This window comes from Maritalea porphyrae (genome assembly GCF_030159895.1).
GTDB classification, from domain to species: Bacteria; Pseudomonadota; Alphaproteobacteria; order Rhizobiales; family Devosiaceae; genus Maritalea; species Maritalea porphyrae.
Genome location: NZ_BSNI01000002.1, coordinates 1811791 through 1838020, shown reverse-complemented (window position 1 = coordinate 1838020; position 26230 = coordinate 1811791). Strand labels below are relative to the sequence as shown.

Here is a 26230-nt window from a genome sequence, read left to right as displayed (position 1 = left end):
CGGCAACAGGATTTTTGCGCAAAGCCGCGCTTGCGTCTGCAAACGAATTTGGCTAACAAGGCGCATGAGTTCGGGGTGTAGCGCAGCCTGGTAGCGCATCTGTCTGGGGGACAGAGGGTCGTCGGTTCAAATCCGGCCACTCCGACCATTTTTTACCTTACCGATATGGCTTGGCTTCAACCGCGCTTCGAATTAGAGCTGCGATATTCAATGCGTTGTACTCGTTGTTATAAACTGGGACGTGACGAACATATTTCGCATTTCCCTTAAGCATTTGACTTGGGTCATCCAGCAAAGCGCCCGCATAGAATCCGAACTGAAGATGATCCGGCTTGGCGTGAATGAATATCAGGGACAGCCTCCCTTTTAGCCATACCGCGTTCCCCCACTTGCTAGACCGCGAAAGCTCTGGAGCCGTTTCTTCAACAAGCAAAGACAAGCCACAAATTGTGCTGTGTAGACTTATCGGCTGCTCTTCAAACCAATCTTCAAATGAGCAAAAAGTCTCCATTGGTTTATCGCCCAGTGCCAGTCTGACATTTAGAATTTAGCCCTAATTCAGCGGCTCTTCCGTCGCCTTGTCCAAAATCCGCTTGCATTCCAGCAGTTCGTGCAGCGCTTCGTTGAGCCGCGCGCGAGAATATGTGTCGATTTTGCCAGATTGTTGGGTTTGGGCGTCGGGTGCTGCGAGTTGCGGTGCTTCGATTACATCGTTGTCGCCATTGCCGCCCACGGGCACCACAGGCTCAATTGCCCCCGTCTCACCAATAGTGATCACGTGGCGTGCGCCATTTTCTTTGAGGATTTTTTGAACGCCCTTGATGGTGAAACCTTCATCATAGAGCAAATATCGGATGCCGCGCAGAAGCTGTACATCGTCCGGTCTGTAATAGCGTCGCCCTCCGCCCCGCTTTAGCGGTTTGATTTGCGAAAAGCGTGTTTCCCAAAAACGTAGGACATGCTGAGGCAAGTCAAGCTCGTCCGCCGCTTCCGATATGGTACGAAAAGCGTCTGGCGACTTTTCCAACGGTTCCACCCTTGTACTGGCTAAACGCTATTGTTTATTTTTTTGCGTTCAGCATCTTATCGTTGATTTTAGCCTTTAAGACATTGCTTGGCTTAAAAACCAAAACTCGTCTTGGCAAAATCGGTACTTCTTCACCGGTTTTTGGATTCCGGCCAATCCGTTCATTCTTAGATCGAACTAAAAACGAACCGAATGATGATAGTTTGACGCTTTCCCCCGCGACCAACGCATCACTCATCAAATCTAATACACGCTCGACCAAATCAGACGATTCAGCCCGTGATAGGCCAACTTGCTGATAAACTGCTTCGCTCAAGTCGGCGCGCGTTAATGTTTTCCCTGCCATGTCCGCTCCGCAATGCTTTCAATATGTTAAGGAGCATAGTAGCGACATTTGGTCTGGTCAATGACGAAGAGCAAACTCTTATTGTGCTTCTACCACCGAACCAATGACGCGCCCCATGTAAATCCGCCACCCATCGCCTCAAGCATAACCAAGTCGCCTTGCTTGATTCGGCCATCCGCAACGCCAATGCTGAGTGCCATTGGCACCGATGCAGCTGACGTGTTTGCATGTTTATCAACTGTCACGATGACTTTGTCGGCTGGAATTTTCAGCTTCTTGCCCGCGCCATCAATAATCCGCTTGTTGGCTTGGTGTGGCACAAACCAGTCAAGTTCACTTGGCTCGATGTTGGCTTTTTCGAAAGCCCCCTCAACCACGTCTGAGATCATACCGACAGCGTGGCGGAAGACTTCTTTGCCTTCCATGCGCACAAAACCGACCGATTGAGTCAGCGATGGACCGCCATCTACGTAAAGCTTTTCCCAATGCTCGCCGTTCGAGCGCAAGCAGTTGGACAGCACACCACGATCACCTTCGGTGTCGTCAGGCACAGCCTCGAGCACCATCGCGCCCGCGCCATCGCCAAACAGCACGCACGTTGTGCGATCTTCCCAATCCAAAAGACGAGAGAAGGTTTCAGCGCCGATCACCAACGCTTTGGTGCCTAAGCCGTTTTTCATGTAGCTGTCAGCAGTTGCGACCGCATAAACAAAGCCAGAGCAGACCGCTTGGATATCAAATGCGGAGCCTTGGGTGATGCCCAATTTCTCCTGCACAAGTGCGGCTGTGGCTGGGAATGTGCGGTCTGGCGTTGTTGTTGCCAAAACGATCAAATCAATTTCTGATGCGTCCATGCCTGCGGCTGCAAGCGCGTTTTTCGCCGCACCTAGCGCAAGATCAGATGTTTGCTCGTCCTCGCCTGCGATATGACGTTGTTCAATGCCTGTACGCTGAACAATCCACTCGTGGGTTGTGTCGACCTTTTTTTCCAAGTCGTGGTTGGTGACGACATTCTTAGGCAAGTAGTGCCCAACACCCCGAACTACTGATTTTACCCCACTCACGCTGACGCTACCTCATCATTCTTTTTGTCGTCGTCGTGTTCTTCACTCACGCCTGACTTTTCATATCTCTTTAGACCGTTTTTAATGCGGTCCATCAAACGGTTATGTGCAATCTCGTAGGTGACACCAAGCGCGCTTTTAAACCCGATCTCGTCCGTGCCACCGTGACTTTTGATCACGATTCCGTTCACCCCTAGAAACACCGCGCCGTTCGCATTGCGCGGATCCATCTTGTTGCGCAACGTGCGCAATCCGCCCGATGCAATTAATGCCCCAAGCTTTGTGACCCAGTTTTGGGTAAGCGCCGTGCGCAAATAGGTACCAACTTGGCGAGCGGTTCCTTCTGCCGTTTTCAGCGCAATATTGCCTGTAAAGCCTTCGGTCACCACAACATCAACGGTGCCCTTGCCAATGTCATCGCCTTCAACAAAGCCGTGATATTGATAGCCGCCGCCGGTATGCGAGCTGAGTTCTTTTGCTGCTTCTTTCACCGCATCGAGGCCTTTGACCTCTTCAACACCGACATTCAGCAAACCAACAGTAGGCTCTTTCATATCAAACAGCGCACGCGCCATCGCCGCGCCTAGAATTGAAAAATCAATAAGCTGTTGCGCGTCCGCGCCAACCGTGGCGCCCACGTCAAGCACCACGATCTCGGTGCGCAAAGTCGGCCAGATCGCTGCCAATGCCGGGCGCGAAATGCCTTCCATCGGGCGCAAACAGAACGTGGCCATCGCCATTAAAGCGCCTGTATTGCCGCCAGAAATCGCCGCGTCCGCCTCACCGTCTGCCACTGATTGCAGCGCATTCCACATAGATGAATTGCCCCGCCCCTTGCGCAATGCTTGGGTTGGTTTTTCATCCATAGAAATCACTACATCGCAATGCCGAATTTCAGAAACGGCTTCAAGTTCTGGGTATTTTTTGAGAATCGGTTTGAGCTCATCTTCACGGCCGTGAAAGATGTATTTAGTGTTCGGTCGCTCCAAAAGCGACATTTTCGCGCCTAAGAGAACGATCTCCGGCCCGTTGTCGCCACCCATTGCGTCGACTGATATTGTTATGTTTTTTGCCATATTCGCTTTGGTTTTTTAGCAAAACTGATCAACAGCTTAACTCGGAATAAGCCGCATACAAGTTTTTTCGCACCTTTTCGAGAAATTACTCTTTCGGCTTCAGTGCCGCTAACGCGGCAAATGGAGACTGTTCACCCGGATCATCATCATCTTTGACATCGGGCATTTGTGCGCCTTCCAGCTTAGGATATGGATTCAAGTTTAGCAAAAACTGCTCGTAGATGAAATCACTTAGATCGATTTTATCGCCATCGAACCACTCATTGTCGGCGTTGGCTTCTAGATCGACAAACACTTCACCATTCGCCGTCACATCAAGCTCTGGCTCTTCACCGCGCAAATAAATGCGCTCAATATTCACGTCGATCTGTTCATCAACTGGCTCAAGTGTAACCACACAAGGCTGCTGCAGAACCGCCTTAAGGCGTCCCTTTGCTTCGATACCCCCGCGAATCGGGCGCATATCGATATGGCCGTCGAATTTTGATACGCTGGATGCAGGAGAGTTCTCAATGAGCAGCGCCAAAGTTTCTTCATCGGCGCTAAACTCATATTTGCGCCCCTCAGTCGGCACCTCGTCAACGCGGACATTCATATCCAACAATGTGGAAAGCTCAGTGGAGAAGCTGTTTTGTTCGGTCGTCATGATTGTTATTCACTCGCAATATTGGCGATTGACTGCGCTGGCGCCAAGAAATTCAAAGAGCCGCGCATTATCTCGTCTTGGTTTGCCAAATGATCGGTCTGGCCGATGGCATAGCGCGCTAGTGTGTCGGCGTTTGCCGTATCTTCACCATCATAGATATTGCGGTTTAGCGCATCCGCAAGTGTTGCAACATCTTTATTCTCGTAAGAATCCTTCACTGCCCCCAGTAGGCCGTAAAAGACTTCGCCCATCTTTTTGACCTTTTTCGGCACGGTGATATCACCCACGCCCATTTCGCGCAGTGAGCGGTCCATGTCTTTGAAAAACAAATCAAACAGCGACTGTGCGAACTTTCTTTGCTGCTCATCGCCCTTGTGTAAACGGTGAAACACCAGCGTCATGTGCAAGGCAATCATGTCAAAACGACCGGTAACGCTATCCTTGATGCCGTGGTCGGTGTAGAAATCTGGGTGCCGAGATTGCGCCACAATGATGTTGTAGGCAGCTAGCGCCGCATCGGCGAATGGGTCTTTACGAAACGGGTTAAAAATCATCAGTCTTTTTGTCGGTTCCGCTACAGGTCTGGTTTTTAAGTTCCATCTGTGTCTTGCCATCATACGCGATTGGCAGCTAAACAGATTTCGAAACGCCTTTTTACGATGCGTTATTTGTCTTGTTAATCGAGTTTTTGTGAGAAAGCCAATTAAATGATGGTCATGCGTTCAGCAATCCGCTTCCTTTCACTCATCAGTGTATTCGCTGCAGCGCTTGCGCTTTCCGGTTGCCTTACGCAACAGCGCACCCAAGGCTATGATATTTCTGAAGACAATCTAGCTCAAGTTCGCCCAGGCGTTTCCAAGCAATTGGTTGAGTTTGTGATGGGTTCCCCCCAATCCAAAAACACATTTGGCGATGAAGAAGCCTACTACTATGTGGAAACAAAGATTGAGCAAACCGCGTTTGGCCTAAAATCGGTCAAAGAACGCACAGTGGTTGCTGTTTATTTCGACAAGAAAGACCGTGTGATCGATAAAGCGGTATATTCGCTTGCTGATGGTCGCGTGGTTGAGACAGTATCACGCAAAACACCAGGCTTTGGCCAAGATCGCTCATTTGTTGAGCAATTGCTGGGATCACTAAGCTTCTAGCAAAGCTGCGATATTTGAAAGATGGCGAGGGTTTGAGCGATAAGCTCCCCTCGCCTTTTTTTGTTCTTAGCTATTGGCCCGCAACTGGCGCTGACGATAATCGCCCCACGCCAGCAATGCCAATGTGGCGGTAACGATGGGCAACACCAACACGTTGATTGATTGCCAACCGAGCGTGTTGAGCAATACACCAGATGAGATTGACGCGACTGCCATCGAACCGAACACCAATGGTTCGTTCAACCCTTGCGCGGTTGACGCTTCTTCTGGCCGATAGGCTTTTGAAAGCAGAGTTGTTGACCCAATAAAGCCAAAGTTCCAGCCAACGCCCAGCAAGATCAACGCGATGTCGAAATGAAGCACTGAAACGCCATTTAAGTTGATCAGTGCCGTGCCCAATATCAAAATTAAACCGATGGCGACCGTGGCGTGTGCGCCGATTTTGTTGATGATGTTGCCCGTCACCAAACTTGGGGCAAACATAGCAATGATATGCCACTGGATTGTCGTTGTGGCCTGTTCAGCTGTGTGTCCACAGACATGCACCATCGCCAATGGGGCTGCGACCATTACAAAGGTCATTAGCGCATAAGAGACAATCCCCGTGATGATCGGGATGTTGATCTCGGGCAGTTTGATCAATTCCATGGCGCTGCGGCCCTTGGCATCACCTTCTTTAGGCTTCACGATAGGCGCAAGGCGTGTTTGCGAAAGCATCACGATCGCTACAACGGACAATATTGAAATCACGAGGAATGATCCGGCAAATTCTACACCGCCGAGCCAGTCCTTTGCCAAATAGGACAGCCTTGGCCCCAAAAATCCAGCAGCCACGCCGCCAAGCAAAACAAGCGAAATCGCCCGCGCTTTCATATCGTCCGGCACGCTATCTGCAATTGCGAAGCGATATTGTTGGGTGAAAGCGCCACCCATGCCGACAATTGAAAGCGCTAGGGCGAACAAAACAAATGATGAGAATGCCACGGCCGTCGCGGCACAAATGCCAGCGACAACGCCAAGTGTTGCACCAATCAAGAAACCGTTTTTTCGGCCCAAAGCATAAATGATCTTTGTTGCCGGGCCTGCCATCAGCGCCAGACCGATAATCATAGCGGTGGTTGGAATCGTTGCCATGCTCTTGTCGGGCGCCAAATTGGCAGCCGTCAGCGCGCCCACAGCCATAATGATGGCTTGGCTTGAACCGCCTGTTGCTTGGGTAATGGCAAGAAGACCGATGTTCCGGCCCGCATTGTTTGCTTTATCGAATTCGGGCTCGGTCATCATGTAGTCTCCAGTTTATTTCACTTCGTCTGCCCGAAATGTTGTGGCGATGTTGTTCAACACGCCGTTGACCATTGCAGGCTGATCCTTGTCAAAGAATGCATTGGCCACATCGACATATTCACTGATGACGACGCGAGCTGGAATGTCTTTTTTGTAGAGCATTTCAAATGCTGCAGAACGCAGGATCGCACGAAGTGTACTGTCGATTCTTGTAACAGGCCAACCTTCAACTAGCGAATTGTCGACAATCGGATCAATTTTGACCTGATATGTCCGCACCCCGTCCAAAATCTGTTTGAAGTAGTCTTCGTCAGCAGGCAAATACTCTTCGCCTTCAACCTCTTTGCCCAAGTGGAACAATTTGAATTGCTCCACAGTGGCGTCGAATGGTGCGCGACCAACATCCATTTGGTAGAGCGCTTGCACCGCTGCCAGGCGCGCTGCACCGCGTTGGTTGGCTTTACCGGGGTCTTTTGTAGGTTTATCGCCAGCCATTTGCTACAGTCCAAACTTCTTCTTGTTCTCAATCATGGCCAAAGCGGCTTCAGCTGCACCGCCGCCCTTGTTCTTTTCAGAACGGTTGGCGCGCGCCCATGCCTGTTCTTGGTTCTCAACGGTTTGAATGCCGTTGCCCAGTGCCAAGCCTTCAGACGTCACCATATTCATGATCGCGCGAGCGCTTTCATTGGCGACAATATCATAATGGGTTGTTTCGCCACGAATGACCACGCCCAAAACCACATAACCATCATAAATGTCAGCATCAGCAACTTCAGCGCCGATTAGCGCCATCGATAGGGCAGCGGGGATTTCTAAAACACCCGGCACAGAGATGCGCGTAATTTCAGCGTCTGCTTTTTCAAGCACCTCAATAGCGCCCGCTGCAAGTTCGTCTGCCAAGTCATCATAAAAGCGTGCTTCAATGAGCAGAATTTTTGGCTTATCGGTCATATTTGTCCCCAAAATCGCAAGCGTGCGGGCTTTATTGCATTTCTATCAGGCGGGCTGCATATCGTGCCATCTGATCAATTTCAATGTTTATCTCATCATTGGCTTTCGCAAGGTGCCAATTTGTCACTTCAAGCGTATGCGGTATCAGCAAAACTGAGAACTGATTGCCTTCAACCCAGTTGACGGTAAGTGATGTACCATTTAGCGCCACTGACCCCTTTGTCGCGATGAAACGCGCCAGGTCTTTGGGCACTTCAAAAGTCAGCTTGCACTGGTCGCTAAAGTCTTCTCGTGACACGATTTTTGCAACGCCATCGACGTGGCCCGACACTAAATGCCCGCCTAATTCGTCTTGCAGGCGTAATGACCGCTCAAGGTTCACTTTGTCGCCAACTTGCCAGTTTCTTGCCGTCGTCAAAGACAAGGTTTCGTGTCCCAAAAACACTTCAAACCAGTTCTGACCGCCTTCTTCATTATGTTTGGCGGTAACAGTCAAACAGATGCCGTTATGGGCAATTGAAGCGCCCAAATCGAAACCGTTGGTGTCGAAAGCTGTGCCAATTCGCATTTTGCGGCCATCGGGGTGCTCATCAATAGTGAGAATTTGGGCAACATCCGTGACAATTCCAGTGAACACTAATCATTCCTTCGAATTAAGGTGACGCGGTCCGCGCCCAATTGCTCAGTTGAATAATCCAAAAACTGAAACGATGCCAGCTTGTCGCGGATATTTGAGCCACTGGCCGCCGGCTGACCGTTTTCGCCGACATTTTTGTCACTTTCAAGCAGATAGAATTGATCAATCAAGCCTTCTTCAAGCAAGCTATTCAGCAAAGCAGGTCCGCCTTCAATCAACAGATGATTGACGCCGGCGTTGGCAACATCCCGTAACGCCTGCGTCAATCCGCCATTCGTGGTTATGATCTGCGCCGCATGGTCGGCAATCAACTTCAAGCTGGCCGGAACAGTCTCAGGCTTGCTCGTAAAGATCATGGGCTTGGGGCTTCTAACTTCTAAACCCTTCAAACGCACATTGAGCGATGGATTATCCAAGTTTGCCGTTTTCGCGCCCACTGCTATGGCATCGACGCGCGATCGTAGCGTATGCGTCCATGTTTTTGCCTCAGCACCGGTGATTGGCACATTGCCCTCACCTATGCGCCCAACCATACCGTCGTTTGAAACGGCTAACTTCGCAGTAACAAAAGGCAAGTTGGTTTCGACGCGCTTGAAAAACGCTTTATGAAGCAATGCTGTTGGCAGATGCTTGTTAAGCACCGTCACATCAATTCCAGCCAAACGCATTTTCTCAATGCTTTTGCCACTGGTTCGTGGGTCTGGATCTTTTTGGCCGATCACAACCTGCCCCAGTCCAGAAGCGATTACCGCATCAACACATGGGGGCGTTTTGCCGTAGTGGTTGCAGGGCTCAAGCGTGACAAAGAGGGTTGCACCCCTCGCCTTTTCGCCTGCATTTTCAATCGCTTGGGTTTCTGCATGTGGACGACCACCTGCAGCGGTTACGCCACGTGCGATAAGAATTTGTGTTTTGGGATCAACAATCAGCGCGCCAACCGTTGGGTTGTCAGCTGTGGTGCCGAGATAGCGGGAGGCTAGTCTGGCTGCTGCGTCCATCCATTTGATGTCCGCCGGCGTTGCCATTTATTCGTCGTCCAAACTGTCCGCATCGAGCTTAGACAGGAACGATTTGAAGTCGTCGGCTTTTGAGAAATTCTTATAAACAGAGGCGAAACGCACGAATGCCACGTCATCAAGCTCTTTAAGGCCTTCCATAACTAGATGGCCAATTTGTTCGGACGTGACTTCCGCATCGCCAATGCTTTCAAGTCGGCGCACCACGCCAGAGATCATCCGATCTGCAGCTTCGGCGTCGACTTCGCGCTTACGCAGCGCAGTTTTGATAGACCGGTTTAGTTTTTCCCGATCAAAAGGCACCTTGCGACCTGACTTTTTGCTGACAATCAATTCACGCAATTGCACACGTTCGAACGTGGTGAAACGCCCGCCGCACGCCGAGCAAACTCGACGACGGCGAATCGCATTAGAATCCTCGGTGGGCCGAGAATCCTTCACTTGCGTGTCATGATTACCGCAATAAGGGCAGCGCATGGTGCCTCCTTAAGGCAAATTATGCGTAGATTGGGTGTGCGTCAGTAAGCACTTTAACTTGCTCACGAACCGCTGCTTCTACTGAAGCATTACCTTCTTCGCCATTCTCCGCCAAGCCTGAAACCACTTCAACGATTAACTCACCAACCTTGGTGAAGTCATCTTGATTGAAGCCGCGTGACGTTGCCGCTGGTGTGCCCACACGAATACCTGAGGTAATGAATGGCTTTTCCGTATCAAACGGAATTGCGTTTTTGTTACAGGTAATGTGTGCACGCTCAAGTGCCGCTTCTGTCGCCTTGCCGGTAACGCCTTTCGGGCGCAGATCAACAAGCATCAAGTGGTTGTCCGTTCCGCCTGAGAAGATGTCCAAGCCGCCGCCAATGATTGATTTGGCCAACGCATCAGCATTGTCCACCACATCAGAGATATATTGCTTGAAGTCAGGTGTTAAAGCTTCGCCAAAAGCTACTGCTTTTGCTGCAATAACGTGCATCAAAGGACCGCCCTGAATACCAGGGAAAATTGCTGAATTGACCTTCTTCGCGATATCCGCATCATTGGTCAAAATCATGCCGCCACGTGGGCCACGCAATGTTTTGTGCGTAGTAGTTGTTGCCACGTGCGCATGTGGGAATGGGCTTGGGTATTTGCCGCCAGCCACAAGGCCCGCAACGTGTGCCATATCCACCATGAAGAACGCGCCAACTTCATCAGCGATTTCACGGAATGCAGCGAAATCAAGGTGACGAGAATATGCAGAGAAACCAGCAATGATCAGCTTTGGCTGATGCTCTTTTGCCATTTCGCGCACTTGATCCATATCGCAAAGGCCGTCTTGCTTGCGTACACCGTAGTGCACTGCATTGAACCACTTGCCTGATTGGTTAGGACGCGCACCGTGGGTCAAGTGACCACCGGCATCAAGGCTCATGCCAAGAATCGTGTCGCCCGGCTGAATAAGCGCTTGGAAAACACCTTGGTTTGCTTGTGAGCCAGAGTTTGGCTGAACGTTGGCAAACTCGCAGCCAAAAAGCTGCTTTGCGCGATCAATAGCCAAGTTTTCGACCACATCCACATGCTGACAACCGCCATAATAGCGTTTGCCTGGATAGCCTTCGGCATATTTATTCGTCAGCACAGAACCCTGCGCCTCAATTACTGCTTTAGAAACAATGTTCTCAGAAGCAATTAGTTCGATTTCAGTTTGCTGACGCTTGAGTTCAGCATCAATTGCCCGCGCAACATCGGCATCGACATTCGCCAGCGAATTGGAGAAGAAATTTGGAAAAATTTCGGTCATGGAAAATCCTCGCGATTAACGACCAATTTCGGTGCGCCCCGCTTATCATACGAAATTGGGTAATCCAAGCCGTCAAGGGCAAGGACCCGTCGATTTTGTACAATTCTGTTTGGTGGAGCAGTGAAAAATGCCAATAAATCGGACGAAGGACATGCCGCTGCATATGCAAGGCCGATTTGTGCAGCAGGTTTCGCTGCTCCATCGAACCCTTTGGGCGCGGTGAATTTGCAATCTGACTTTGTTGCAAAGAATTGAAAGCCACATGGCTTCCCAACTATTTGCGCCGCGTCAGCCCGCAAATTTCCACGCGCAGAATGGATAAAATCGACGGGTCCTTGCCCTGTCGTCTATTTGGTGCTTATTGCTTACTCAGTTGCTCGAGTTTGCGTTTGAGCTTGCCCAAAGCGAGCTGCTTCATGTGCTGCTGGGTTGCTTGAATAGGTGCAATGGCCATCGTTTCAATACCGGTTTCTTCATGAATCGCAGACACGCGAACATGCCCACCGATTTTGATGAACTCGAAATAGACTTTGCCAATATTTGTAGATTCGCGACCGCTCATAGCCGCAATAAATACCTAATCGGCGAGCAGCGCAACACGGCCCTGCTTGTCGAACTGGTAGATATCTTCACGGAATGACACCACGCCTTGGCGGTTTGCCCATGCGGTGATGTAAGTCGTAATGATTGGCACCGGCTGCTTTAAGCGCACATCTAGGCGCTCACCAGAAGCAAACGTTGCATCTACAGATAGCTTATCCCAGTCGCCATTGCCCGACAGCAACCATGTGACCAGTTCGTCAACTTCTTCTACACGCACGCAACCTGAAGAGTGGAACCTGCGGTTCTGGCCAAACAATGATTTTTGCGGCGTGTCGTGCAAATAAACGGCGTGAGGATTGTGAAAGTTGATTTTCACATGGCCCATTGAGTTTTCCGCACCTGGTTCCTGGCGGAACAAATATTGCACGGCTTCATCGGTATTCCAGTCAATGGAGGCCGGATCTAGTTCTTCGCCGTCATTGCCATAAATCTTGATACGGAAGTTTGCCAAATAATTTGGATCATCATTCATAAACTTGATGATGTCGCGGCGAATGATGCTTTTAGGCACGTGCCAATAGGGATTAAAATTAATCTCATGCACTTTTGACGTCAGAATTGGCGTTTGACGGTCAATACGACCAACAATTGCTGTGTGGCGACGTTGCACGGTGCCATTTTCCACCGCTTCAATTGAGGCTGCCGGGATATTCACAACGATGTAGCGATCAGAAAGTGCAGAAACGGCCTCTTCAACCCGCGCTTGATTCAAGCGCAACTGAGCCAATTTTTCTTCAGCCGTTACATTTAGTGTGATCAGCGTTTCTTGATCGATAATGCCTGTGGTGCGCAAACCGTGACGCGCTTGGAATAATTTTACTGCGGCTTCCACCTCATCGTCGAATTTATCAGAAATTCGAATGTTGGGATCAAGATCACCTGTTGCGGCCAATCGCCGACGCAAACTGCGCACATGGCCTTGCTCATCGCCATTTTTAATACCGTATGTACCACGTGAAAGCTTATCCCAGCCGCCTGCGGCAACGATTGCTTCGTATTTCTGGATCGCAAGCGTCAGGTTGTAAGCTGTGTCATATGACAGAATTGGCTCGATTGTGTCGATCGCTTCGCTTGGCGAAACGGCATCATCTTGTGCAACAGCGCTCGACGCGCCAATGCACAGCGCAACCAATGCGCTGGTGACCAATGTAAAGATGTGTGCACCAGAAATTTTCATGCTGTGTAAGCCCCAAACAACTTGCTAAATCGGGATAATTGCGCGCTGGTTTAGCATTGCAGCGCGTTTGTCTCAACCGGGAGCATCCCAAATTGTGCTGTAAATGGGCTTTACGGCATCAATGTGTCACTTGCAAAACACAGGGCAGCTTCGCACAAGCTGAAACTCGTCAAACGGCAAAGGGCTGTGTCGCGACAATATCTGCCAACAACACAACCCGCGCGCTCAACCAAACAGTCCTGATGAGGACCAAAAAGTATGCGTATTAGAGTTTGTACAAAATTTGATCGACCCAGAACCGTTCAAGACGGGCGAGTGCTGTATTTAGGCCTTCGAATTCTTCTTGAGAAAGGCCACCCACTTCTGCAATTGACTTGAGGTGACGATCATAGAGTTCGTCAATAACTTCAGCTACTTCTTCACCTTTAGGCGTCAGCCGAATGCGCACTGAGCGACGATCGGTTTTCGACTTTTCTTGGTGGATGTAGCCAGTATCGACAAGCTTTTTAAGGTTGTACGACACATTGGAGCCCAAATAGTAACCGCGAGAGCGCAATTCGCCGGCGGTCAGTTCTGAATCACCAATGTTAAACATCATAATCGCTTGAACCGGGCCAATATCGTCCCATCCCATGCGATCGAATTCATCTTTAATAAGGTCGAGTAGTCGGCGGTGCAAGCGTTCAACGCGTGACACTGCTTCTAGGTAGCTGGGCTTTAACTGGTGCCCTTCATCAGGCACGTGTGCCTGCACTTTCAAAGTATTGATTGTCATAATTGCCTCACTGTTTTGGTCGCACGATTTTTCGTGTCTATGCAGCCAAATTAGCGAGCGGGCGATAAAATCAGTTTAAGATTCAAACTTAAAAATATGTTACTGAAACATTTGACATTTTTAGCTTTCTCAATTCTTACCTGCATTCACAATTGCTAAACCATCACAGGCGCTTGCCTTGTGCGCGGATATTGAGAAAACGCCAAACCAGCAACCCAACGGATGAGGCCAGCAGTGCAACACTTAGGCCAAATCCCATTGGTGTAACGATCAATGCGCCAACGCCTGCGCCAACAACGACGATTTCAATCATGCTGGCAAACAACAGCAGAAACGCCCCCCATGTCGCATAAGCCCAAAGACCAACCGCTGCAAACAGGCGCAAACAGGCGATAATGGTGAGAACGGCAAACCCCATTTGGCCATATCCAGCCACTGGGTCAGACACCGAGCCGCTAACCCCAAGCGCATGCAAAGCGTTGGCCAGCCCAACGAACAAGCTGACACTTGCAACTATGCGTGCACCAACCCGAATCCGCCTTGCGGTAAATGCCATTTTTTGCGCTCCTTTTCATCGTCAATAGCGAAAGTTGGGTTCTCGTGGCAAGGTGCCGCAGCAATATTGCATAAATTTTGCTGGACGATTGTATCAAGTTAAGCTCCAAATGCGCCAAGCAATTTAAGATTTGGTACGAGGCATATGACCAACGAGATGACACGCACAAATATGGATTTCCTCAACGGTCGGCGCTTGCGCCGCTCTCGGCAATTTGGCTGGAGCCGCAACATGGTGCGCGAAACGACCCTGCAGCCCAGCGATTTGATTTGGCCGCTATTTATCATTGAAGGCACCAACACGCGTGAAGCCGTGAAGTCTATGCCCGGCGTTGATCGGTTGAGCATTGATTTGGCCGTAGCCGCAGCAAAAGAAGCGCATGCTTTGGGCATCCCTGCCCTTGCTCTTTTTCCCAACACGCCTGCCGACCGGCGTTCAAACAAAGGCGAAGAAAGCTTCAATCCCGATAATCTGATGTGTCGCGCGCTTTCTGCGATCAAACAAGCGGTGCCTGATATTGGCTTGATCGCTGATGTGGCGCTTGACCCTTACACCAGTCACGGCCATGACGGGCTAATGGATGGGGATCGCATCTTAAATGATGAAACTGTTGAAGTGCTCATCAAGCAGTCACTTAATCAGGTGCGCGCGGGCGCCGATATTATCGCACCGTCGGATATGATGGACGGCCGTATTGGTGCCATTCGCGAAGGGTTGGACGCTGAAGGATTTCAGGACACGATTTTGCTTTCCTACTCTGCCAAGTTTGCATCTGCCTTCTATGGCCCGTTTCGCGATGCGGTCGGAAGTGGCTCCCGTTTGAAGGGTGACAAAAAGACTTATCAACTTGAACCCTACAATCGCGAAGAAGCGATGCGCGAGGTCGAACAAGACATTTTGGAAGCCGCCGACTGGGTAATGGTTAAACCTGGCATGCCCTATTTGGACATCGTGCGTGAGATCAAATCACGGTTCGAAGTACCGGTTTTCGCCTATCAAGTATCTGGTGAATATGCCCAAATCGTATTTGCGGGCCAAGCAGGAGCGATCGATCAGCGTGCAGCGATGATTGAAAGCCTTATTGCATTCAAACGCGCTGGCTGCTCTGGCATTTTGACATATTTCGCGTTGGAAATGGCCAAGCTTCTTAATGAATAGCAAGAAACTTATCCCCGCCCTTTGACCTTGTGCGATGATGTTCTCACCTTTTCTTGAAACTGTTCAGGGCATTGACGAATGTCGGACGGTGAGGAAGTTTTTTTGAGGCGTTGGGTTCTTTCCTTCGTCATTCCCGCGAAGGCGGGAAACCAGGTCTGATTGTCGGAAGTACTGAAGCGCTTTGGTTCTTTTGACATTCCTGCCTGGATCCCCGGGTCTCATTTGCGCGCTTGCGCCGCGCAGGCTGGCCCGAGGATGACGGGAGAGTTTGTGGCTGATTTTTGCAGGCCGGTTTTAGGCCGTCGTCAAAATCACGATACGCACCGTGAGCTCTCTTAAAGAATAGGGGATGGTTGAAAGGCAAGACGTTTGCCTTTCGCTTGAAAGTTAAATGTCCAGTCTGACGCCGAAGGCAGATGTCAGTCATTAGTGGGTTGGTTCCCATTGGATCGTTTAGAAACGATCTGCAATCTGGAGCAGCAATGCTCATAACCACGGATTGTGATGCATTTAAAGAGGATAGACGGGTGAGCACCTCGGGGCATTTTCTCCTCAAGCAGCAAGCCATTTGCGCGAGGCGTTTTACGTCTCATTACTAACGACACAGATGACGAGACCTAAAACGCCTCGCGTCCTGAATTGGCATATTTGTGCCGCTGGCCAAACTCCAAACGAATATCCGTTGTGGAAGGGATTACGCATGGCTAAAAAAAGACGAAGGCTATTCAATTGTGCAAAAGCACCTTGCAGACTGCGCAATCATGCCCATCTATGGCATAACAATGGAGAACTGAAATGCCAAAAGATGCCTTTGGATGGACAATGCGCGACGACTTGCCGACACCGGATTCCTCACCAGAATTGTTTGAAGGCGTGCTAATGCGCCGGGTGATCGCGTTCATTATCGACAGCATCATCCTTACCATAGCGATTGTCGTCTCCGCCGTTGTGCTTGGTGTCTTGGGCATACTTACGCTTGGCATCGCGTGGCTTGGCTATTTCATCTTGGTTCCCGGAGTATTGTTTGCCTACTATGTGGCAACGCTAGGCTCCTCTGCGCGCGCCACCGTTGGCATGCAGGTGATGGACATTGTACTTACCCCAACGCGCTCTACCCCTCTTGATGGTGGCTTGGCCGTTATCCACCCAATTGCGGGCTGGATTGCGCAGGCGTTGACCCCGTTGGTGCTATTCATCCCGCTATTTACACAGCGTCGCCAAATGCTTCACGACCTGGTCGTTGGCACACTTATGGTGCGCCGCTCACCTATGGAACGCTTCTGGAAACACGAAGCTGAGCATTATGGTGAGGCGTGGGCGTCACCAAAAAATCCGCGCTGGCACGAATAGCTGAGAGCCAAAAAGCACAAAATCTGTTGATTTGGCGCTAGATTGACAAAAAACGCACTTGGAGCTGAAGCTCCCAATGGGCAATGTGTCGGTCATGATCGCTGAATTTTTGAGCTCTGATTCTTTAGCCATGTGGGCTAGCTTTGCGGTGATTGCCATCGCAATTGTGCTGTTTGCCACGGAAGTGGTGTCACTGGAAATAGTGGCGCTGGGCGCAATTGTGCTTCTCATGGCTGTGGGGCTGTTTGCGCCAGGGTCAGGATTGGAAATTGAAGCCCTGCTTGCCGGCTTCTCAAATCCGGCGCTACTTACCATTCTAGCTCTGTTGGTAATTGGACAGGCCTTATTCCAAACGGACGCTTTGGGCGGACTTACCAAGACATTCGAGCGATTGTGGCCACGACATCCGCGTCGGGTCATACCGATAATTCTGATTATTGCGGGTCTTGCGAGCGCGTTTATCAACAACACCCCAGTTGTTGTGATGTTCATTCCGTTGCTTACAGCGGTAGCTGCGCGACGCAAATTGCCAACACCTAAAATGATGATGCCGCTGAGTTTCATCTCAATTTTGGGCGGCATGACCACGCTGATTGGTTCATCAACCAACCTATTGGCTGCGGGCATTGCCATTGGCGCTGGCGTTCAAGGCTTGGACTTCTTTTCGTTCACCGTGCCGGGTTCGATTATGGCAGCAGTCGGTGCAGCTTATGTGCTGTTTGTAATGCCCAAACTATTGCCTAGCGCGGTCAATGCCGATGGGCAGGATGTGCAGCAACGCAATCTGCAGTTCATATCCGAAATTCGCCTTTATGAAGGGCATCCGCTAATCGGCGAAAAAACCGTTGCGGGCATGTTTCCCAAAATAACGACCATGACTGTGCGCGCGGTCATTCGCGGATATCAGCGATATTTGCCGCCATTTGACGATATTGAATTGCGCACTGGCGATGTGTTGATTTTGGCAGCAACCCGCGAAAAGCTGACAGAGGCGCTCAAACAATGGCGCGCGTTTGATAACCCCATTCGACCTGGATCAGATGAAGGTACCCCCGATCATGGCGTTGTGATGTGTGAAGCGCTGGTTCAACCCGGCTCTCGCCTCATCAACAATGGCGTCGATCAACGCGGGTTCTTGGCGCAGCATGGGTGTTTGATTCTGGGTGTCGAGCGGCGCAGTCGTATGCCACGGGAATCTCTGTCCGACATTCGGCTTGAAGCTGGAGACGTCTTGCTGATTGCAGGGCCGGCTGACCGGATCAACAAAATGCGTGGCCTGCAAGATATTGTGGTGATCGAGTGGAGCGCGTCTGAATTGCGCCCTCACCGCTTCGCGCTGCGTGCGCAGCTCGTGTTTATTGCTACAGTCGCCGCAATTGCCACTGGCATTGTGCCAACCGTATTTGCGGCAATAGCCGGCGCGTTCGGCATGCTCGCAACGGGTTGTCTGAATGTGCGGCAAGCAACCCGCGCGATTGACAGACGGATTATACTGCTGGTTGGCTCCGCCATTGCCATGTCTGGCGCACTAGAAGCCACAGGCGGCGCGCAATTACTTGCTGATTGGGCCATTGGCGGTTTGGGCAATGTGGCACCGGCGATGGTAATGGCGATTATTTTCATCGTGGTTGCCATTTTGACGAATGTTCTTAGCAATAATGCAACGGCCGTTTTGTTCACACCAATCGCGATTTCAACGGCACAAAGCTTGGGCGTAGACCCGCTTCCATTCGTTGTTGCGGTGATCCTAGGTGCGAACGCGTCCTTTGCCTCTCCGATTGGTTACCAAACCAACTTGTTGGTGATGGGACCGGGCCATTATCGCTTCAAGCATTATTTTATTGCTGGGGTACCGCTTATTCTACTTGTTTGGGTAACCTTTAGCATTGTTGCGCCATGGTACTATGGGGTCTAAACTCCATTGGATGAGTTGCCGTTAGGGATGATCGTTGAACGATCAACAGTAAGGTATGACCGAGCATAGTCCTTCAGACTTGCAGTTTTATTTGACCGCCGAAACGGCGTGCCCCTACTTGCCTGAAAAATATGAGCGCAAGTTATTCACGCATTTGTCGGGTCGTCGCGCGGCGGAACTGCACAATATGCTCAGTTTGCACGGCTTCCGCCGCAGCCAAAACATCGCATATCGCCCAGCTTGTGAAGGCTGCCAAGCCTGCCAATCCGCACGCGTGTTGGTTGATCGATTTGAGCGCAATGCGAGCCAACGTCGCATTTGGCGCAAAAACCGTGACATTGAAAGCACAGATGTGTTTCCGCACGCCACCCAAGAGCAATATTTATTGTTCAAGCGCTACCTGAAAGATCGACATCGCAACGGCGGCATGTCTGAAATGTCGCATCTCGACTATGAATTCATGGTCGAAGACACCCCTGTTCAGTCGGTGGTTGTTGAATATCGCGAACGCACCGATATTGGCGAGAAACGCGGTCGCCTACTCGCGGTTGCGCTCACTGACATTCTCCCCGATGGTATTTCGATGGTGTATAGTTTCTTTGATTCCGATTTCTCGCAACGCAGCTTAGGCAAGTTCATGGTTTTGGATCAGATTGAACGCGCGCGCGCCGCTGGCTTGCCCTATTTGTATTTGGGGTATTGGGTCAAGAATTCGCCCAAAATGGCATATAAGAGTGCGTTTAAACCGCTGGAAGTTCTCGGCAACGGGGATCAATGGCAATTGCTGGAAGATGATGCCCACATTGGGTGAGAATGAGATATTTGGCGCGTGATTAAACAAGGACTGTGGTCCCTGACTAAATTTGGGTTTGCTGGCGGCGCTTTCTTTGTTTCGCTCAGCGCGATTGCGGGCTTCTTGGCGTTTGCGCTTTGGCCCTTGGATATTTTCAATCATTTCCAGCCCATAATTTTTCCGCTCAGTGCGATTTTGTTTGTAATCAGCGCTGTGTTTGCGAAGCATCAGCCATTTAAGGGCATGGTTTTAAGCTTTTGCGCTGTCGGGTTTGTGGCGTCGAGCCTTGTCATTATTCCTGAACTTGTTGGCGCATATCGGCATAATTCTGCAGACAAACAAATCTATGCTGAGACCGATCGCCGCTTAATGACCTTCAATATTTACGCGAAGAACGAAAATCTTGATGGGTTGTTCGCCAGCATCCAAGAGCAAGATCCAGATATTTTGTTTATTCAGGAGTATTGGAGCTGGCACCGCCAAGGTTTGGAAAAACGCATAACAAATATCCTGCCATATGCTGTGCATTGCCAAGGCGGCAAACGCTCATTCTTGGGCGTTTATTCAAAATACCCGCTTAAGGAAATTGCAGGACACGATTGCATCGATTCACTTAGCGCTGAACAGCGCACCTCGATCATTGCACTTCAAGTTCAAGATGAGATTCCGTTTAATGTGGTAACTACCCATTTTGATTGGCCAATTCCGGCTGATCGACAACAAAGACAAATGGGTGTCGTTGCCAAAGTGCTCAACAAGATTGAAGGGCCGCTTTTGTTTGGCGGCGATTTCAATTCAACGCCATTCTCATATGCATTCAAAAATCTAGTGAGCAGCACGAATATGGAACGAGCCGTTTGGCTTTTGCCCACATGGCCAGCTCCACCAACTTATCCTGTTGATATGCCGCCGTGGCTGCAACTTGATCACATTCTTACGCGAGGTGGCGTGACCGTCGGTCTGCCGCATCGAGGTGAAAATGGTGGTTCAGACCATTTCCCCCTCATTGTCGATTTCAAAATTGATAGCGAAGCCGCCGACTAACCTTTGAACTTATTGTTGCGCGGGAAGCCAGTTGGTGGCTGGCGACCAGCTTGTGCGCGCTCGCCACGCCATTCCATCAGCTCATCAAAGAGCTTGGTGTAGGTTCGGCCGGAGCTATCAGTCCAAGTAAGTCCTTCTTCACTCTTGAAGAATTTTACATCGGATACACCGCCATCTTTGTAGCGTTGCAAGCGGACACCTTTGCCCCGAGCCATTTCCGGCAGCTGATCAGCTGGGAATACCAACAGTTTGCGGTTCTGACCGATCACAGCAACCATGTCGCCATCGGCGTGCACAAAGATCTTGGCCTCAACGTCACCAGACACATTGAGCACCTGTTTGCCTTTACGCGTATTGGCAATCATGGATGCTTCTTCTGCAATGAAGCCATTGCCCAAGTTTGAAGCAACCATCCGCTTAACGCCGGGTACGTGAACAAACATATCGAGGATATCCGCGCCCTCTTCAAGATCGATCAAAATACGCACCGGTTCACCGTGACCGCGTCCACCGGGTAGCTTATCGGCCAGCAAAGTGAACACCTTGCCGTTGGTGGCAACCAGCAAAATCTTGTCAGTTGTCTGGGCATGACACCAGGTCTTCAGCTTGTCGTCGGTTTTGAACGTCAAGCCATCAACATCAGATGCATGTCCTTTGAGCGCACGAATCCAACCCTTTTCAGACAATACGATCGTGACCGGTTCGCGCTCGATCATCGCTGTTTGGATGTCTTCAAGATTTGCCTCTGGTGCACTTTCAAACGACGTGCGCCGCTTGCCAATTTCGGTATTCTCCCCGTAGGCTTTCTTGAGGTCTTTGACCTCATATGAAATTACGTCCCACTGCTTTTGGTCAGATGACAAAAGCTCTTCGATTTCTGTTTTTTCGGCCGAAAGGTTGTCAAACTCGGTGCGAATTTCAATCTCTTCAAGCTTGCGCAATGCACGCAAACGCATGTTGAGGATGGCTTCGGCTTGAACGTCATTGAGGTTGAATGTGTCCATCAACGACTGTTTGGCATGGTCCTCTTCGCGGATGATGCGGATAACTTCATCCAGATTGAGATATGCAATCAAATAGCCGCCCAACACATTGAGGCGATGCTCAATATGGCGCAAACGGTGATTGGATCGACGAACCAACACTTCCTTGCGGTGATCCAGCCATTCGCGTAGCGCATCACCCAAGCCAAGCACTTTGGGTACCGCGCCTTTGGTCAACACGTTAAGGTTCAACGAAATTCGGCTTTCAAGATCAGTAAGCTTGAACAGCGATTCCATCAAAAGCACCGGATCAACAGCGCGCGACTTTGGCTCTAGAACCAGGCGAACATTCTCATCGGATTCATCGCGTACATCGCGCAGCAATGGCAGCTTCTTGCCAATGAGCAAGTCCGCGATCTTCTCAATCAGCCGCGCCTTTTGAACCTGATATGGGATTTCGGTGACCACAATTTGGTAACCGCCTCGTCCAGTATCCTCAGTTTCCCAACGCGCACGACAGCGGAACGCACCGCGCCCGGTCTCATAAGCGTTTATGATTGATGCCTGATCATCGACCAATATGCCACCGGTTGGGAAATCCGGTCCTTTAACATAATTGACCAGCGTTTCCGTGCGGGCATTTGGTGTTTTAATAAGGTGCAAAGCAGCGTCACACAGTTCAGCGACGTTGTGCGGCGGAATAGAAGTCGCCATGCCCACAGCAATGCCGTTTGAGCCATTTGCCAAAAGATTCGGGAAATTAGCCGGCAGAACAATTGGCTCTTCGTCTTCACCATCGTAGGTGTCGCGGAAATCAACGGCATCCTCTGTGATGCCTTCTAGAAGACGAGCTGCGACATCGGTTAGACGCGCTTCGGTGTACCGCATCGCAGCGGCGCTATCGCCATCAATGTTACCAAAGTTGCCCTGGCCGTCGGCCAGCGGGTAGCGCACCGCAAAGTCTTGCGCCAAGCGCACCAACGCATCGTAAACCGATTGGTCACCGTGCGGGTGGAACTTACCAATAACGTCACCAACAACACGCGATGATTTTTTGTATCCCTGCCCCGGTTCAAGCTTGAGCAAACGCATGGCATGCAAAATGCGGCGATGCACTGGTTTAAGGCCATCGCGCACGTCGGGCAAAGCCCGTTGAGTAATGGTGGACAATGCGTAATTCAAATAGCGCTCTTCCAATGCGGAGCGCAGATTGAGAATTGGCAATTCGCCGCTATCGTCTGGGGGCAGTTGTTCGCCCATTGCAGTGCCTCGTCGGTCTTAAAATTCTGGTCGAAATTAATCGAATCAACTTGTCGATTATAGCCCGTTACAGATGGTTTTGATCAGGCGTTCTCGTGCAGAAGGTGGGGATAATTGGCGTGGAAGCCAAATATGCATGTTCAAAAAGTGCTCGGTTAGCGCAAATGCCGCTTCCAGCTCATCTTTTTCGCTCAAATCCAACGCGCCACCAAAAATATGAGGCAAACGCATCAGCTTATCCAAGTATGGTTTTGCGGCTTCTGCGGTGACCGCACGACCCGTTTTTGGCGAGACGTAAGATAAGCCAGACTGTTCGCCTGTTAGCGCACAGCTGCCCGCATCAATACCAAAACCTAGCTCATCGAGCAGTCGCATTTCAAACTTTGCGATCGCACAACCCAACGAATATCCATCGGCCTGATTGTCATGCATGGCATTCGCTTCGGCCAAAAGCCGTGGGTGTGGATCGCGTTCTGGCAAAACCCGCAAGTGTTCACAGATGAGCTGACTTAGCGAAAGCCGATCACGGCTTTGCATTAGTTCAGCAGCGCGCAGGGATTTTGCTTCAACGGTATAGGCGCCCAGATGATCTTCAAGGCGTGCGCGCCAATTCAACTCGACTGTGTTCCCGGGCTGCAAAAGCGCAGCAAATCGGCGCGATCTGCCGCCTCTAACAAGACCAAGATGACGACCATGGCGGGTAGTCATGGCTTCGACAATCACAGCGTTTTCACCGTGCTTGCGTGTGCCTATAATCAGCCCCTCGTCCCGCCATTCCATGTTTTTAGCCTATTGCGGGAACTCTAATCCCATTTCGCGATAACGTGATGGATCGTCCGCCCACTTTTCTCGGACTTTGACGAACAGGAACAAATGCACTTTGGTCTCAAACATTTCAGAAAGCTCTTTACGTGCTTCTTCGCCAATCGATTTGATCGCGCGCCCATTTTTGCCCAACACAATCATTTTGTGTCCATCACGGGCCACATAAATGACTTGTTGGATGCGATAGGAGCCGTCTTTTTGGGTTTTAAAGCTCTCGGTTTCCACCGTCGCGCCATAAGGAATTTCTTCGTGAATGCGCAAAAATAGCTTCTCGCGTGTGACTTCAGCTGCTGTGAGAGCAAGCGTGAGATCGGTGAGATGATCCTCCGGGAAGTGCCAATGGTCGAGCGGCATTTGCTGGCCACAATATTGAACAAAGTCTTTTACGCCGTCGCCATTGAGCGCTGAAACCATAAAGGTTTGATCAAACTCGACCTTTTCATTCAGCGTCTGTGCCAACTCGAGCAATTTAGACCGTTCAATTTGGTCAATTTTGTTGAGCACAAGCACTTTGCGTTGCTTATATTGCTCTAGCCCTTCGATCAGTTTTTCGACTTCGTCAACAAGGCCGCGTTTTGCGTCAACGATCAGCGCAACAAGGTCAGCGTCGCCAACGCCGCTCCAAGCTGATTGCACCATCGCGCGGTCCAGCCGGCGCTTAGGTTTGAAAATACCGGGCGTATCAACAAAAACAATTTGCTCTTTTTCAAGCGTCACAACGCCACGAATTTGCGCACGGGTGGTCTGCGCTTTATGGGTCACAATTGATACTTTGGTGCCCACCAATGCGTTGAGCAATGTAGACTTGCCCGCATTTGGCGCCCCAACAAGCGCTACAAAGCCGCAGCGTGTATCAAGTTGTTCGGTTTGGTTTTCCTGACTATTCGTCATCTTCGCTCCAAATGCCCTCGCGCACCAAAAATTTGGTTGCGGCTTCGTGTTCTGCAAACTTTTTGGATTTGCCAGAAGACGTTGCGGGGTCGTGTTTTTCTATGCGCACTTCAATTGTGAATTCGGGTGCGTGGTCTGGCCCTTCGCGAGCCACTTCAACATAAGATGGCAAGCTCAGGCCGCGCGATTGGGCCCATTCCTGCAAACTGGTTTTTGCATCGCCGCGGCCTTCGGTGCCCGCCTTGATGAATTTGGAAAATCTGTTTTCAATAAATGCGCGGGCGGTTTCTAGCCCACCATCCACATATAGCGCACCAATTATGGCTTCGCACACATCGCCCAAAATGGCTTCTTTGCCTGCGCCACCAGTTTTGGCTTCACTTTGTCCAAGAATAAGCGCCGGGCCCACATCAAGTTTGCGGGCAACTTCGGCGCAACTTTCCTTGCGCACCACAGAGTTGAGCGCGCGCGACAAACCACCTTCGTTGGCAGTCATATTATCACGCAACAACCGGTCAGCAACCACGAGCCCCAAAACACGGTCACCTAAAAACTCCAACCTTTGGTAGGAGTTTTGTGTGCGTTTGGTTGGCGCAACGGCGCTAGAGTGCGATACCGCACGCTGCAATAAGCTTGGGTCTTTAAACTGATATCCGATGCGGGCTTCTAATTCGCCAATGGCGCGGTTTTGCTTGCTCATTGATAGACAGATTGGAACATGCGATCGAGGCGAACATTGCCTGGCCAGCGCCAGATTTGCCAAGGATTAATGTTGTCTTTGATAGAGAAGAACCGCACTTCGGCTTTGCCGATAAAGTTTTCAAGCGGAACATAACCAACTGAACGCAGCACACGACTATCTGATGAACGGTCGCGGTTGTCGCCCATCATGAAATAGTGGCCCGCCGGCACTTTGTAGACGGCCGTGTTGTCCATTGGCTGACTATCAGAAATCTCTTGCACGATGTAGCTGGTGCCGTTCGGCAATGTCTCACGATATTGAATTACGGGAATAGAAACGCCAAAGCTGTCGGTATCGATAATGGTGCCAACGCGCTCTTTTTTCACCGCCTCGCCGTTAATGTGCAACACGCCGCTTTTCATTTGAATGGTGTCACCTGGCAGTCCAATAACCCGTTTCACGTAATCCACTTGTTGTGGCACCGGACGGAACACTGCGATTTCACCCTGTGCAGGTGCGCGGCCAAAGATGCGCCCGTTAAATGGCGCGAAATCGAATGGGAACGAATATTTCGAATATCCGTAAGTGTATTTTGACGTCAGGATATAATCACCAATCATCAAATTTGATTGCAGAGATGCCGTTGGAATTGAAAACGGTTGAAACAGCAAGCTTCTGAACACAAGCGCAATCAACAGGGCCTGAACCAGTATAACAACGGTTTCCCAAACCTCACTCTTTGGCTTCGGCGTTCCGTTTGCTGCGGGCTTAGTTTGCGTTTTTTCGGCCATTAGGTCCTACAATCTATTCTTTGTTCTGGGCGTCTTATCGGCATTTATTGGCTAGCTTGCAATAGCTTCGATGATTACAAAAGCCTGCGCCATACCGTTATCATCAGTAATTGTGATGTGGATATGGGCATCATGCCCCTTTGGTACAAGGCGATCCAGTGCTTTGCGGGCGCCGTTCTCTAGCTTTATGGTTGGCTTGCCAGATGGCAAATTCACTACGCCAATGTCTTTCCAAAAGACACCTCGCGACATGCCAGTGCCCAATGCTTTTGCGCACGCCTCTTTGGCGGCGAAACGTTTCGCATAGCTTGCAGCGCGTTGCTTGCGCCGGTCCGACTTTGTTCGCTCAACTTCAGTGAAGCAACGAAGAGTGAACCGCTCGCCATGACGCGCAAGGGTTTTCTCAACCCTTGCGATCTCACAAATATCGTTGCCCATTCCAATAATCATAT

General features: G+C 50.5%; 30 protein-coding genes and 1 tRNA gene. 7 read left to right on the top strand and 24 right to left on the bottom strand.

Going from position 1 to position 26230, the window contains the following annotated elements:
* Positions 1 to 71: 71 nt before the first annotated feature.
* Positions 72 to 148 (top strand) — tRNA-Pro (locus QQL65_RS12390).
* A gap of 9 nt (positions 149 to 157) precedes the next feature.
* Here the strand turns inward: QQL65_RS12390 and QQL65_RS12385 are convergent.
* The 7 genes from QQL65_RS12385 to QQL65_RS12355 form a co-directional block, all read right to left on the bottom strand.
* Complete coding sequence (locus QQL65_RS12385) at positions 158 to 511, bottom strand: DUF1801 domain-containing protein (RefSeq protein WP_284365017.1); 354 nt, start codon at positions 509 to 511, stop codon at positions 158 to 160.
* A gap of 42 nt (positions 512 to 553) precedes the next feature.
* On the bottom strand, positions 554 to 1027 hold the full coding sequence (locus QQL65_RS12380; RefSeq protein ID WP_284365015.1) for a MerR family transcriptional regulator: 474 nt from the start codon (positions 1025 to 1027) through the stop codon (positions 554 to 556).
* A gap of 34 nt (positions 1028 to 1061) precedes the next feature.
* Positions 1062 to 1373, bottom strand: a complete 312-nt coding sequence (locus QQL65_RS12375; protein ID WP_284365013.1) for an integration host factor subunit alpha — start codon at positions 1371 to 1373, stop codon at positions 1062 to 1064.
* A gap of 89 nt (positions 1374 to 1462) precedes the next feature.
* On the bottom strand, positions 1463 to 2437 hold the full coding sequence (locus QQL65_RS12370) for a beta-ketoacyl-ACP synthase III (protein WP_284365011.1): 975 nt from the start codon (positions 2435 to 2437) through the stop codon (positions 1463 to 1465).
* The gene (gene plsX / locus QQL65_RS12365; RefSeq protein WP_284365010.1) at positions 2434 to 3513 is read right to left on the bottom strand and encodes a phosphate acyltransferase PlsX; all 1080 of its coding nucleotides are present in this window, start codon (positions 3511 to 3513) and stop codon (positions 2434 to 2436) included. Before plsX ends, QQL65_RS12370 begins: the two co-directional genes overlap by 4 nt.
* 85 nt (positions 3514 to 3598) lie before the next feature.
* Positions 3599 to 4159, bottom strand: coding sequence for a YceD family protein (locus QQL65_RS12360; protein ID WP_284365009.1), 561 nt, complete (start codon positions 4157 to 4159; stop codon positions 3599 to 3601).
* Positions 4160 to 4164: 5 nt separating this feature from the next.
* The gene (locus QQL65_RS12355; RefSeq protein WP_284365007.1) at positions 4165 to 4713 is read right to left on the bottom strand and encodes a ubiquinol-cytochrome C chaperone family protein; all 549 of its coding nucleotides are present in this window, start codon (positions 4711 to 4713) and stop codon (positions 4165 to 4167) included.
* A gap of 153 nt (positions 4714 to 4866) precedes the next feature.
* On the opposite strand from QQL65_RS12355, the gene QQL65_RS12350 reads away from it, so the two are divergent.
* Positions 4867 to 5307, top strand: coding sequence for an outer membrane protein assembly factor BamE (locus QQL65_RS12350; RefSeq protein WP_284365004.1), 441 nt, complete (start codon positions 4867 to 4869; stop codon positions 5305 to 5307).
* 66 nt (positions 5308 to 5373) lie between these two features.
* On the opposite strand, the gene QQL65_RS12345 is transcribed toward QQL65_RS12350, so the two are convergent.
* The 11 genes from QQL65_RS12345 to QQL65_RS12295 all read right to left on the bottom strand — a co-directional run bounded on the left by QQL65_RS12345 (position 5374) and on the right by QQL65_RS12295 (position 14086).
* Positions 5374 to 6591: an MFS transporter gene (locus QQL65_RS12345; protein WP_284365001.1), complete on the bottom strand. Its 1218-nt coding sequence runs from the start codon at positions 6589 to 6591 to the stop codon at positions 5374 to 5376.
* Positions 6592 to 6603: 12 nt separating this feature from the next.
* On the bottom strand, positions 6604 to 7086 hold the full coding sequence (gene nusB / locus QQL65_RS12340) for a transcription antitermination factor NusB (protein WP_284364998.1): 483 nt from the start codon (positions 7084 to 7086) through the stop codon (positions 6604 to 6606).
* A gap of 3 nt (positions 7087 to 7089) precedes the next feature.
* Entirely contained in the window at positions 7090 to 7542 is a 453-nt protein-coding gene (ribH, locus tag QQL65_RS12335; protein WP_284364996.1) for a 6,7-dimethyl-8-ribityllumazine synthase, read from the bottom strand.
* A gap of 31 nt (positions 7543 to 7573) precedes the next feature.
* Positions 7574 to 8179: a riboflavin synthase gene (locus QQL65_RS12330; RefSeq protein WP_284364994.1), complete on the bottom strand. Its 606-nt coding sequence runs from the start codon at positions 8177 to 8179 to the stop codon at positions 7574 to 7576.
* Positions 8179 to 9204, bottom strand: coding sequence for a bifunctional diaminohydroxyphosphoribosylaminopyrimidine deaminase/5-amino-6-(5-phosphoribosylamino)uracil reductase RibD (ribD, locus tag QQL65_RS12325; RefSeq protein ID WP_284364991.1), 1026 nt, complete (start codon positions 9202 to 9204; stop codon positions 8179 to 8181). Before ribD ends, QQL65_RS12330 begins: the two co-directional genes overlap by 1 nt.
* Positions 9205 to 9672 carry a transcriptional regulator NrdR gene (gene nrdR / locus QQL65_RS12320; protein ID WP_284364989.1) on the bottom strand — a complete coding sequence of 156 codons (468 nt, stop codon included), beginning with the start codon at positions 9670 to 9672 and terminating at the stop codon, positions 9205 to 9207. It lies immediately after the preceding gene.
* A gap of 19 nt (positions 9673 to 9691) precedes the next feature.
* Complete coding sequence (gene glyA / locus QQL65_RS12315) at positions 9692 to 10975, bottom strand: serine hydroxymethyltransferase (protein ID WP_284364987.1); 1284 nt, start codon at positions 10973 to 10975, stop codon at positions 9692 to 9694.
* A gap of 358 nt (positions 10976 to 11333) precedes the next feature.
* Complete coding sequence (locus QQL65_RS12310) at positions 11334 to 11537, bottom strand: DUF6898 family protein (protein WP_284364985.1); 204 nt, start codon at positions 11535 to 11537, stop codon at positions 11334 to 11336.
* 15 nt (positions 11538 to 11552) lie between these two features.
* Positions 11553 to 12755 (bottom strand): L,D-transpeptidase family protein, encoded by a 1203-nt coding sequence (locus QQL65_RS12305; protein ID WP_284364983.1) that lies wholly within the window; start codon positions 12753 to 12755, stop codon positions 11553 to 11555.
* A 265-nt stretch (positions 12756 to 13020) separates the two neighbouring features.
* The gene (gene ldtR, locus QQL65_RS12300) at positions 13021 to 13530 is read right to left on the bottom strand and encodes a transcriptional regulator LdtR (protein ID WP_284364980.1); all 510 of its coding nucleotides are present in this window, start codon (positions 13528 to 13530) and stop codon (positions 13021 to 13023) included.
* Between the two features lie 163 nt (positions 13531 to 13693).
* Entirely contained in the window at positions 13694 to 14086 is a 393-nt protein-coding gene (locus tag QQL65_RS12295) for a DUF6163 family protein (RefSeq protein WP_284364979.1), read from the bottom strand.
* A gap of 144 nt (positions 14087 to 14230) precedes the next feature.
* Between QQL65_RS12295 and hemB the strand changes: the two genes are divergently transcribed.
* From hemB to QQL65_RS12270, 5 genes are all read left to right on the top strand, one after another.
* Positions 14231 to 15244 carry a porphobilinogen synthase gene (hemB, locus tag QQL65_RS12290; RefSeq protein ID WP_284364977.1) on the top strand — a complete coding sequence of 338 codons (1014 nt, stop codon included), beginning with the start codon at positions 14231 to 14233 and terminating at the stop codon, positions 15242 to 15244.
* Positions 15245 to 16039: 795 nt separating this feature from the next.
* A complete protein-coding gene (locus QQL65_RS12285; protein WP_284364975.1) occupies positions 16040 to 16594 on the top strand; it encodes an RDD family protein in 555 nt (184 codons plus the stop codon).
* Between the two features lie 94 nt (positions 16595 to 16688).
* Positions 16689 to 18509, top strand: coding sequence for an SLC13 family permease (locus QQL65_RS12280; protein ID WP_284364974.1), 1821 nt, complete (start codon positions 16689 to 16691; stop codon positions 18507 to 18509).
* Between the two features lie 55 nt (positions 18510 to 18564).
* Complete coding sequence (locus QQL65_RS12275; RefSeq protein WP_284364973.1) at positions 18565 to 19320, top strand: arginyltransferase; 756 nt, start codon at positions 18565 to 18567, stop codon at positions 19318 to 19320.
* A gap of 18 nt (positions 19321 to 19338) precedes the next feature.
* On the top strand, positions 19339 to 20346 hold the full coding sequence (locus tag QQL65_RS12270; RefSeq protein WP_284364971.1) for an endonuclease/exonuclease/phosphatase family protein: 1008 nt from the start codon (positions 19339 to 19341) through the stop codon (positions 20344 to 20346).
* Here the strand turns inward: QQL65_RS12270 and parC are convergent.
* From parC to acpS, 6 genes are read right to left on the bottom strand one after another with little or no spacing between them, the layout of a single operon-like run.
* Entirely contained in the window at positions 20343 to 22589 is a 2247-nt protein-coding gene (parC, locus tag QQL65_RS12265; protein ID WP_284364968.1) for a DNA topoisomerase IV subunit A, read from the bottom strand. The genes QQL65_RS12270 and parC overlap by 4 nt on opposite strands.
* 57 nt (positions 22590 to 22646) lie before the next feature.
* Positions 22647 to 23369, bottom strand: a complete 723-nt coding sequence (gene recO, locus QQL65_RS12260) for a DNA repair protein RecO (RefSeq protein WP_284364967.1) — start codon at positions 23367 to 23369, stop codon at positions 22647 to 22649.
* A 9-nt stretch (positions 23370 to 23378) separates the two neighbouring features.
* Entirely contained in the window at positions 23379 to 24305 is a 927-nt protein-coding gene (gene era, locus QQL65_RS12255) for a GTPase Era (protein WP_284364966.1), read from the bottom strand.
* A complete protein-coding gene (rnc, locus tag QQL65_RS12250; RefSeq protein WP_284364964.1) occupies positions 24295 to 25005 on the bottom strand; it encodes a ribonuclease III in 711 nt (236 codons plus the stop codon). The genes era and rnc overlap by 11 nt, the downstream gene beginning before the upstream one ends.
* Positions 25002 to 25778 (bottom strand): signal peptidase I, encoded by a 777-nt coding sequence (gene lepB, locus QQL65_RS12245; protein ID WP_284364962.1) that lies wholly within the window; start codon positions 25776 to 25778, stop codon positions 25002 to 25004. Before lepB ends, rnc begins: the two co-directional genes overlap by 4 nt.
* A 51-nt stretch (positions 25779 to 25829) precedes the next feature.
* On the bottom strand, positions 25830 to 26228 hold the full coding sequence (gene acpS, locus QQL65_RS12240; RefSeq protein WP_284364959.1) for a holo-ACP synthase: 399 nt from the start codon (positions 26226 to 26228) through the stop codon (positions 25830 to 25832).
* Positions 26229 to 26230: the final 2 nt, after the last annotated feature.

Excerpts from the sequence above, each read along its gene's own strand:
- QQL65_RS12385 (WP_284365017.1), bottom strand. The coding sequence starts at position 511 with ATGGAGACTTTTTGCTCATTTGAAGATTGGTTTGAAGAGCAGCCGATA.
- QQL65_RS12375 (WP_284365013.1), bottom strand. The coding sequence starts at position 1,373 with ATGGCAGGGAAAACATTAACGCGCGCCGACTTGAGCGAAGCAGTTTAT.
- plsX (WP_284365010.1), bottom strand. The coding sequence starts at position 3,513 with ATGGCAAAAAACATAACAATATCAGTCGACGCAATGGGTGGCGACAAC.
- QQL65_RS12360 (WP_284365009.1), bottom strand. The coding sequence starts at position 4,159 with ATGACGACCGAACAAAACAGCTTCTCCACTGAGCTTTCCACATTGTTG.
- QQL65_RS12355 (WP_284365007.1), bottom strand. The coding sequence starts at position 4,713 with ATGATTTTTAACCCGTTTCGTAAAGACCCATTCGCCGATGCGGCGCTA.
- QQL65_RS12350 (WP_284365004.1), top strand. The coding sequence starts at position 4,867 with ATGATGGTCATGCGTTCAGCAATCCGCTTCCTTTCACTCATCAGTGTA.
- QQL65_RS12345 (WP_284365001.1), bottom strand. The coding sequence starts at position 6,591 with ATGATGACCGAGCCCGAATTCGATAAAGCAAACAATGCGGGCCGGAAC.
- nusB (WP_284364998.1), bottom strand. The coding sequence starts at position 7,086 with ATGGCTGGCGATAAACCTACAAAAGACCCCGGTAAAGCCAACCAACGC.
- ribH (WP_284364996.1), bottom strand. The coding sequence starts at position 7,542 with ATGACCGATAAGCCAAAAATTCTGCTCATTGAAGCACGCTTTTATGAT.
- ribD (WP_284364991.1), bottom strand. The coding sequence starts at position 9,204 with ATGGCAACGCCGGCGGACATCAAATGGATGGACGCAGCAGCCAGACTA.
- nrdR (WP_284364989.1), bottom strand. The coding sequence starts at position 9,672 with ATGCGCTGCCCTTATTGCGGTAATCATGACACGCAAGTGAAGGATTCT.
- glyA (WP_284364987.1), bottom strand. The coding sequence starts at position 10,975 with ATGACCGAAATTTTTCCAAATTTCTTCTCCAATTCGCTGGCGAATGTC.
- QQL65_RS12310 (WP_284364985.1), bottom strand. The coding sequence starts at position 11,537 with ATGAGCGGTCGCGAATCTACAAATATTGGCAAAGTCTATTTCGAGTTC.
- QQL65_RS12305 (WP_284364983.1), bottom strand. The coding sequence starts at position 12,755 with ATGAAAATTTCTGGTGCACACATCTTTACATTGGTCACCAGCGCATTG.
- ldtR (WP_284364980.1), bottom strand. The coding sequence starts at position 13,530 with ATGACAATCAATACTTTGAAAGTGCAGGCACACGTGCCTGATGAAGGG.
- QQL65_RS12295 (WP_284364979.1), bottom strand. The coding sequence starts at position 14,086 with ATGGCATTTACCGCAAGGCGGATTCGGGTTGGTGCACGCATAGTTGCA.
- hemB (WP_284364977.1), top strand. The coding sequence starts at position 14,231 with ATGACCAACGAGATGACACGCACAAATATGGATTTCCTCAACGGTCGG.
- QQL65_RS12285 (WP_284364975.1), top strand. The coding sequence starts at position 16,040 with ATGCCAAAAGATGCCTTTGGATGGACAATGCGCGACGACTTGCCGACA.
- QQL65_RS12280 (WP_284364974.1), top strand. The coding sequence starts at position 16,689 with ATGATCGCTGAATTTTTGAGCTCTGATTCTTTAGCCATGTGGGCTAGC.
- QQL65_RS12275 (WP_284364973.1), top strand. The coding sequence starts at position 18,565 with ATGACCGAGCATAGTCCTTCAGACTTGCAGTTTTATTTGACCGCCGAA.
- parC (WP_284364968.1), bottom strand. The coding sequence starts at position 22,589 with ATGGGCGAACAACTGCCCCCAGACGATAGCGGCGAATTGCCAATTCTC.
- recO (WP_284364967.1), bottom strand. The coding sequence starts at position 23,369 with ATGGAATGGCGGGACGAGGGGCTGATTATAGGCACACGCAAGCACGGT.
- era (WP_284364966.1), bottom strand. The coding sequence starts at position 24,305 with ATGACGAATAGTCAGGAAAACCAAACCGAACAACTTGATACACGCTGC.
- rnc (WP_284364964.1), bottom strand. The coding sequence starts at position 25,005 with ATGAGCAAGCAAAACCGCGCCATTGGCGAATTAGAAGCCCGCATCGGA.
- lepB (WP_284364962.1), bottom strand. The coding sequence starts at position 25,778 with ATGGCCGAAAAAACGCAAACTAAGCCCGCAGCAAACGGAACGCCGAAG.
- acpS (WP_284364959.1), bottom strand. The coding sequence starts at position 26,228 with ATGATTATTGGAATGGGCAACGATATTTGTGAGATCGCAAGGGTTGAG.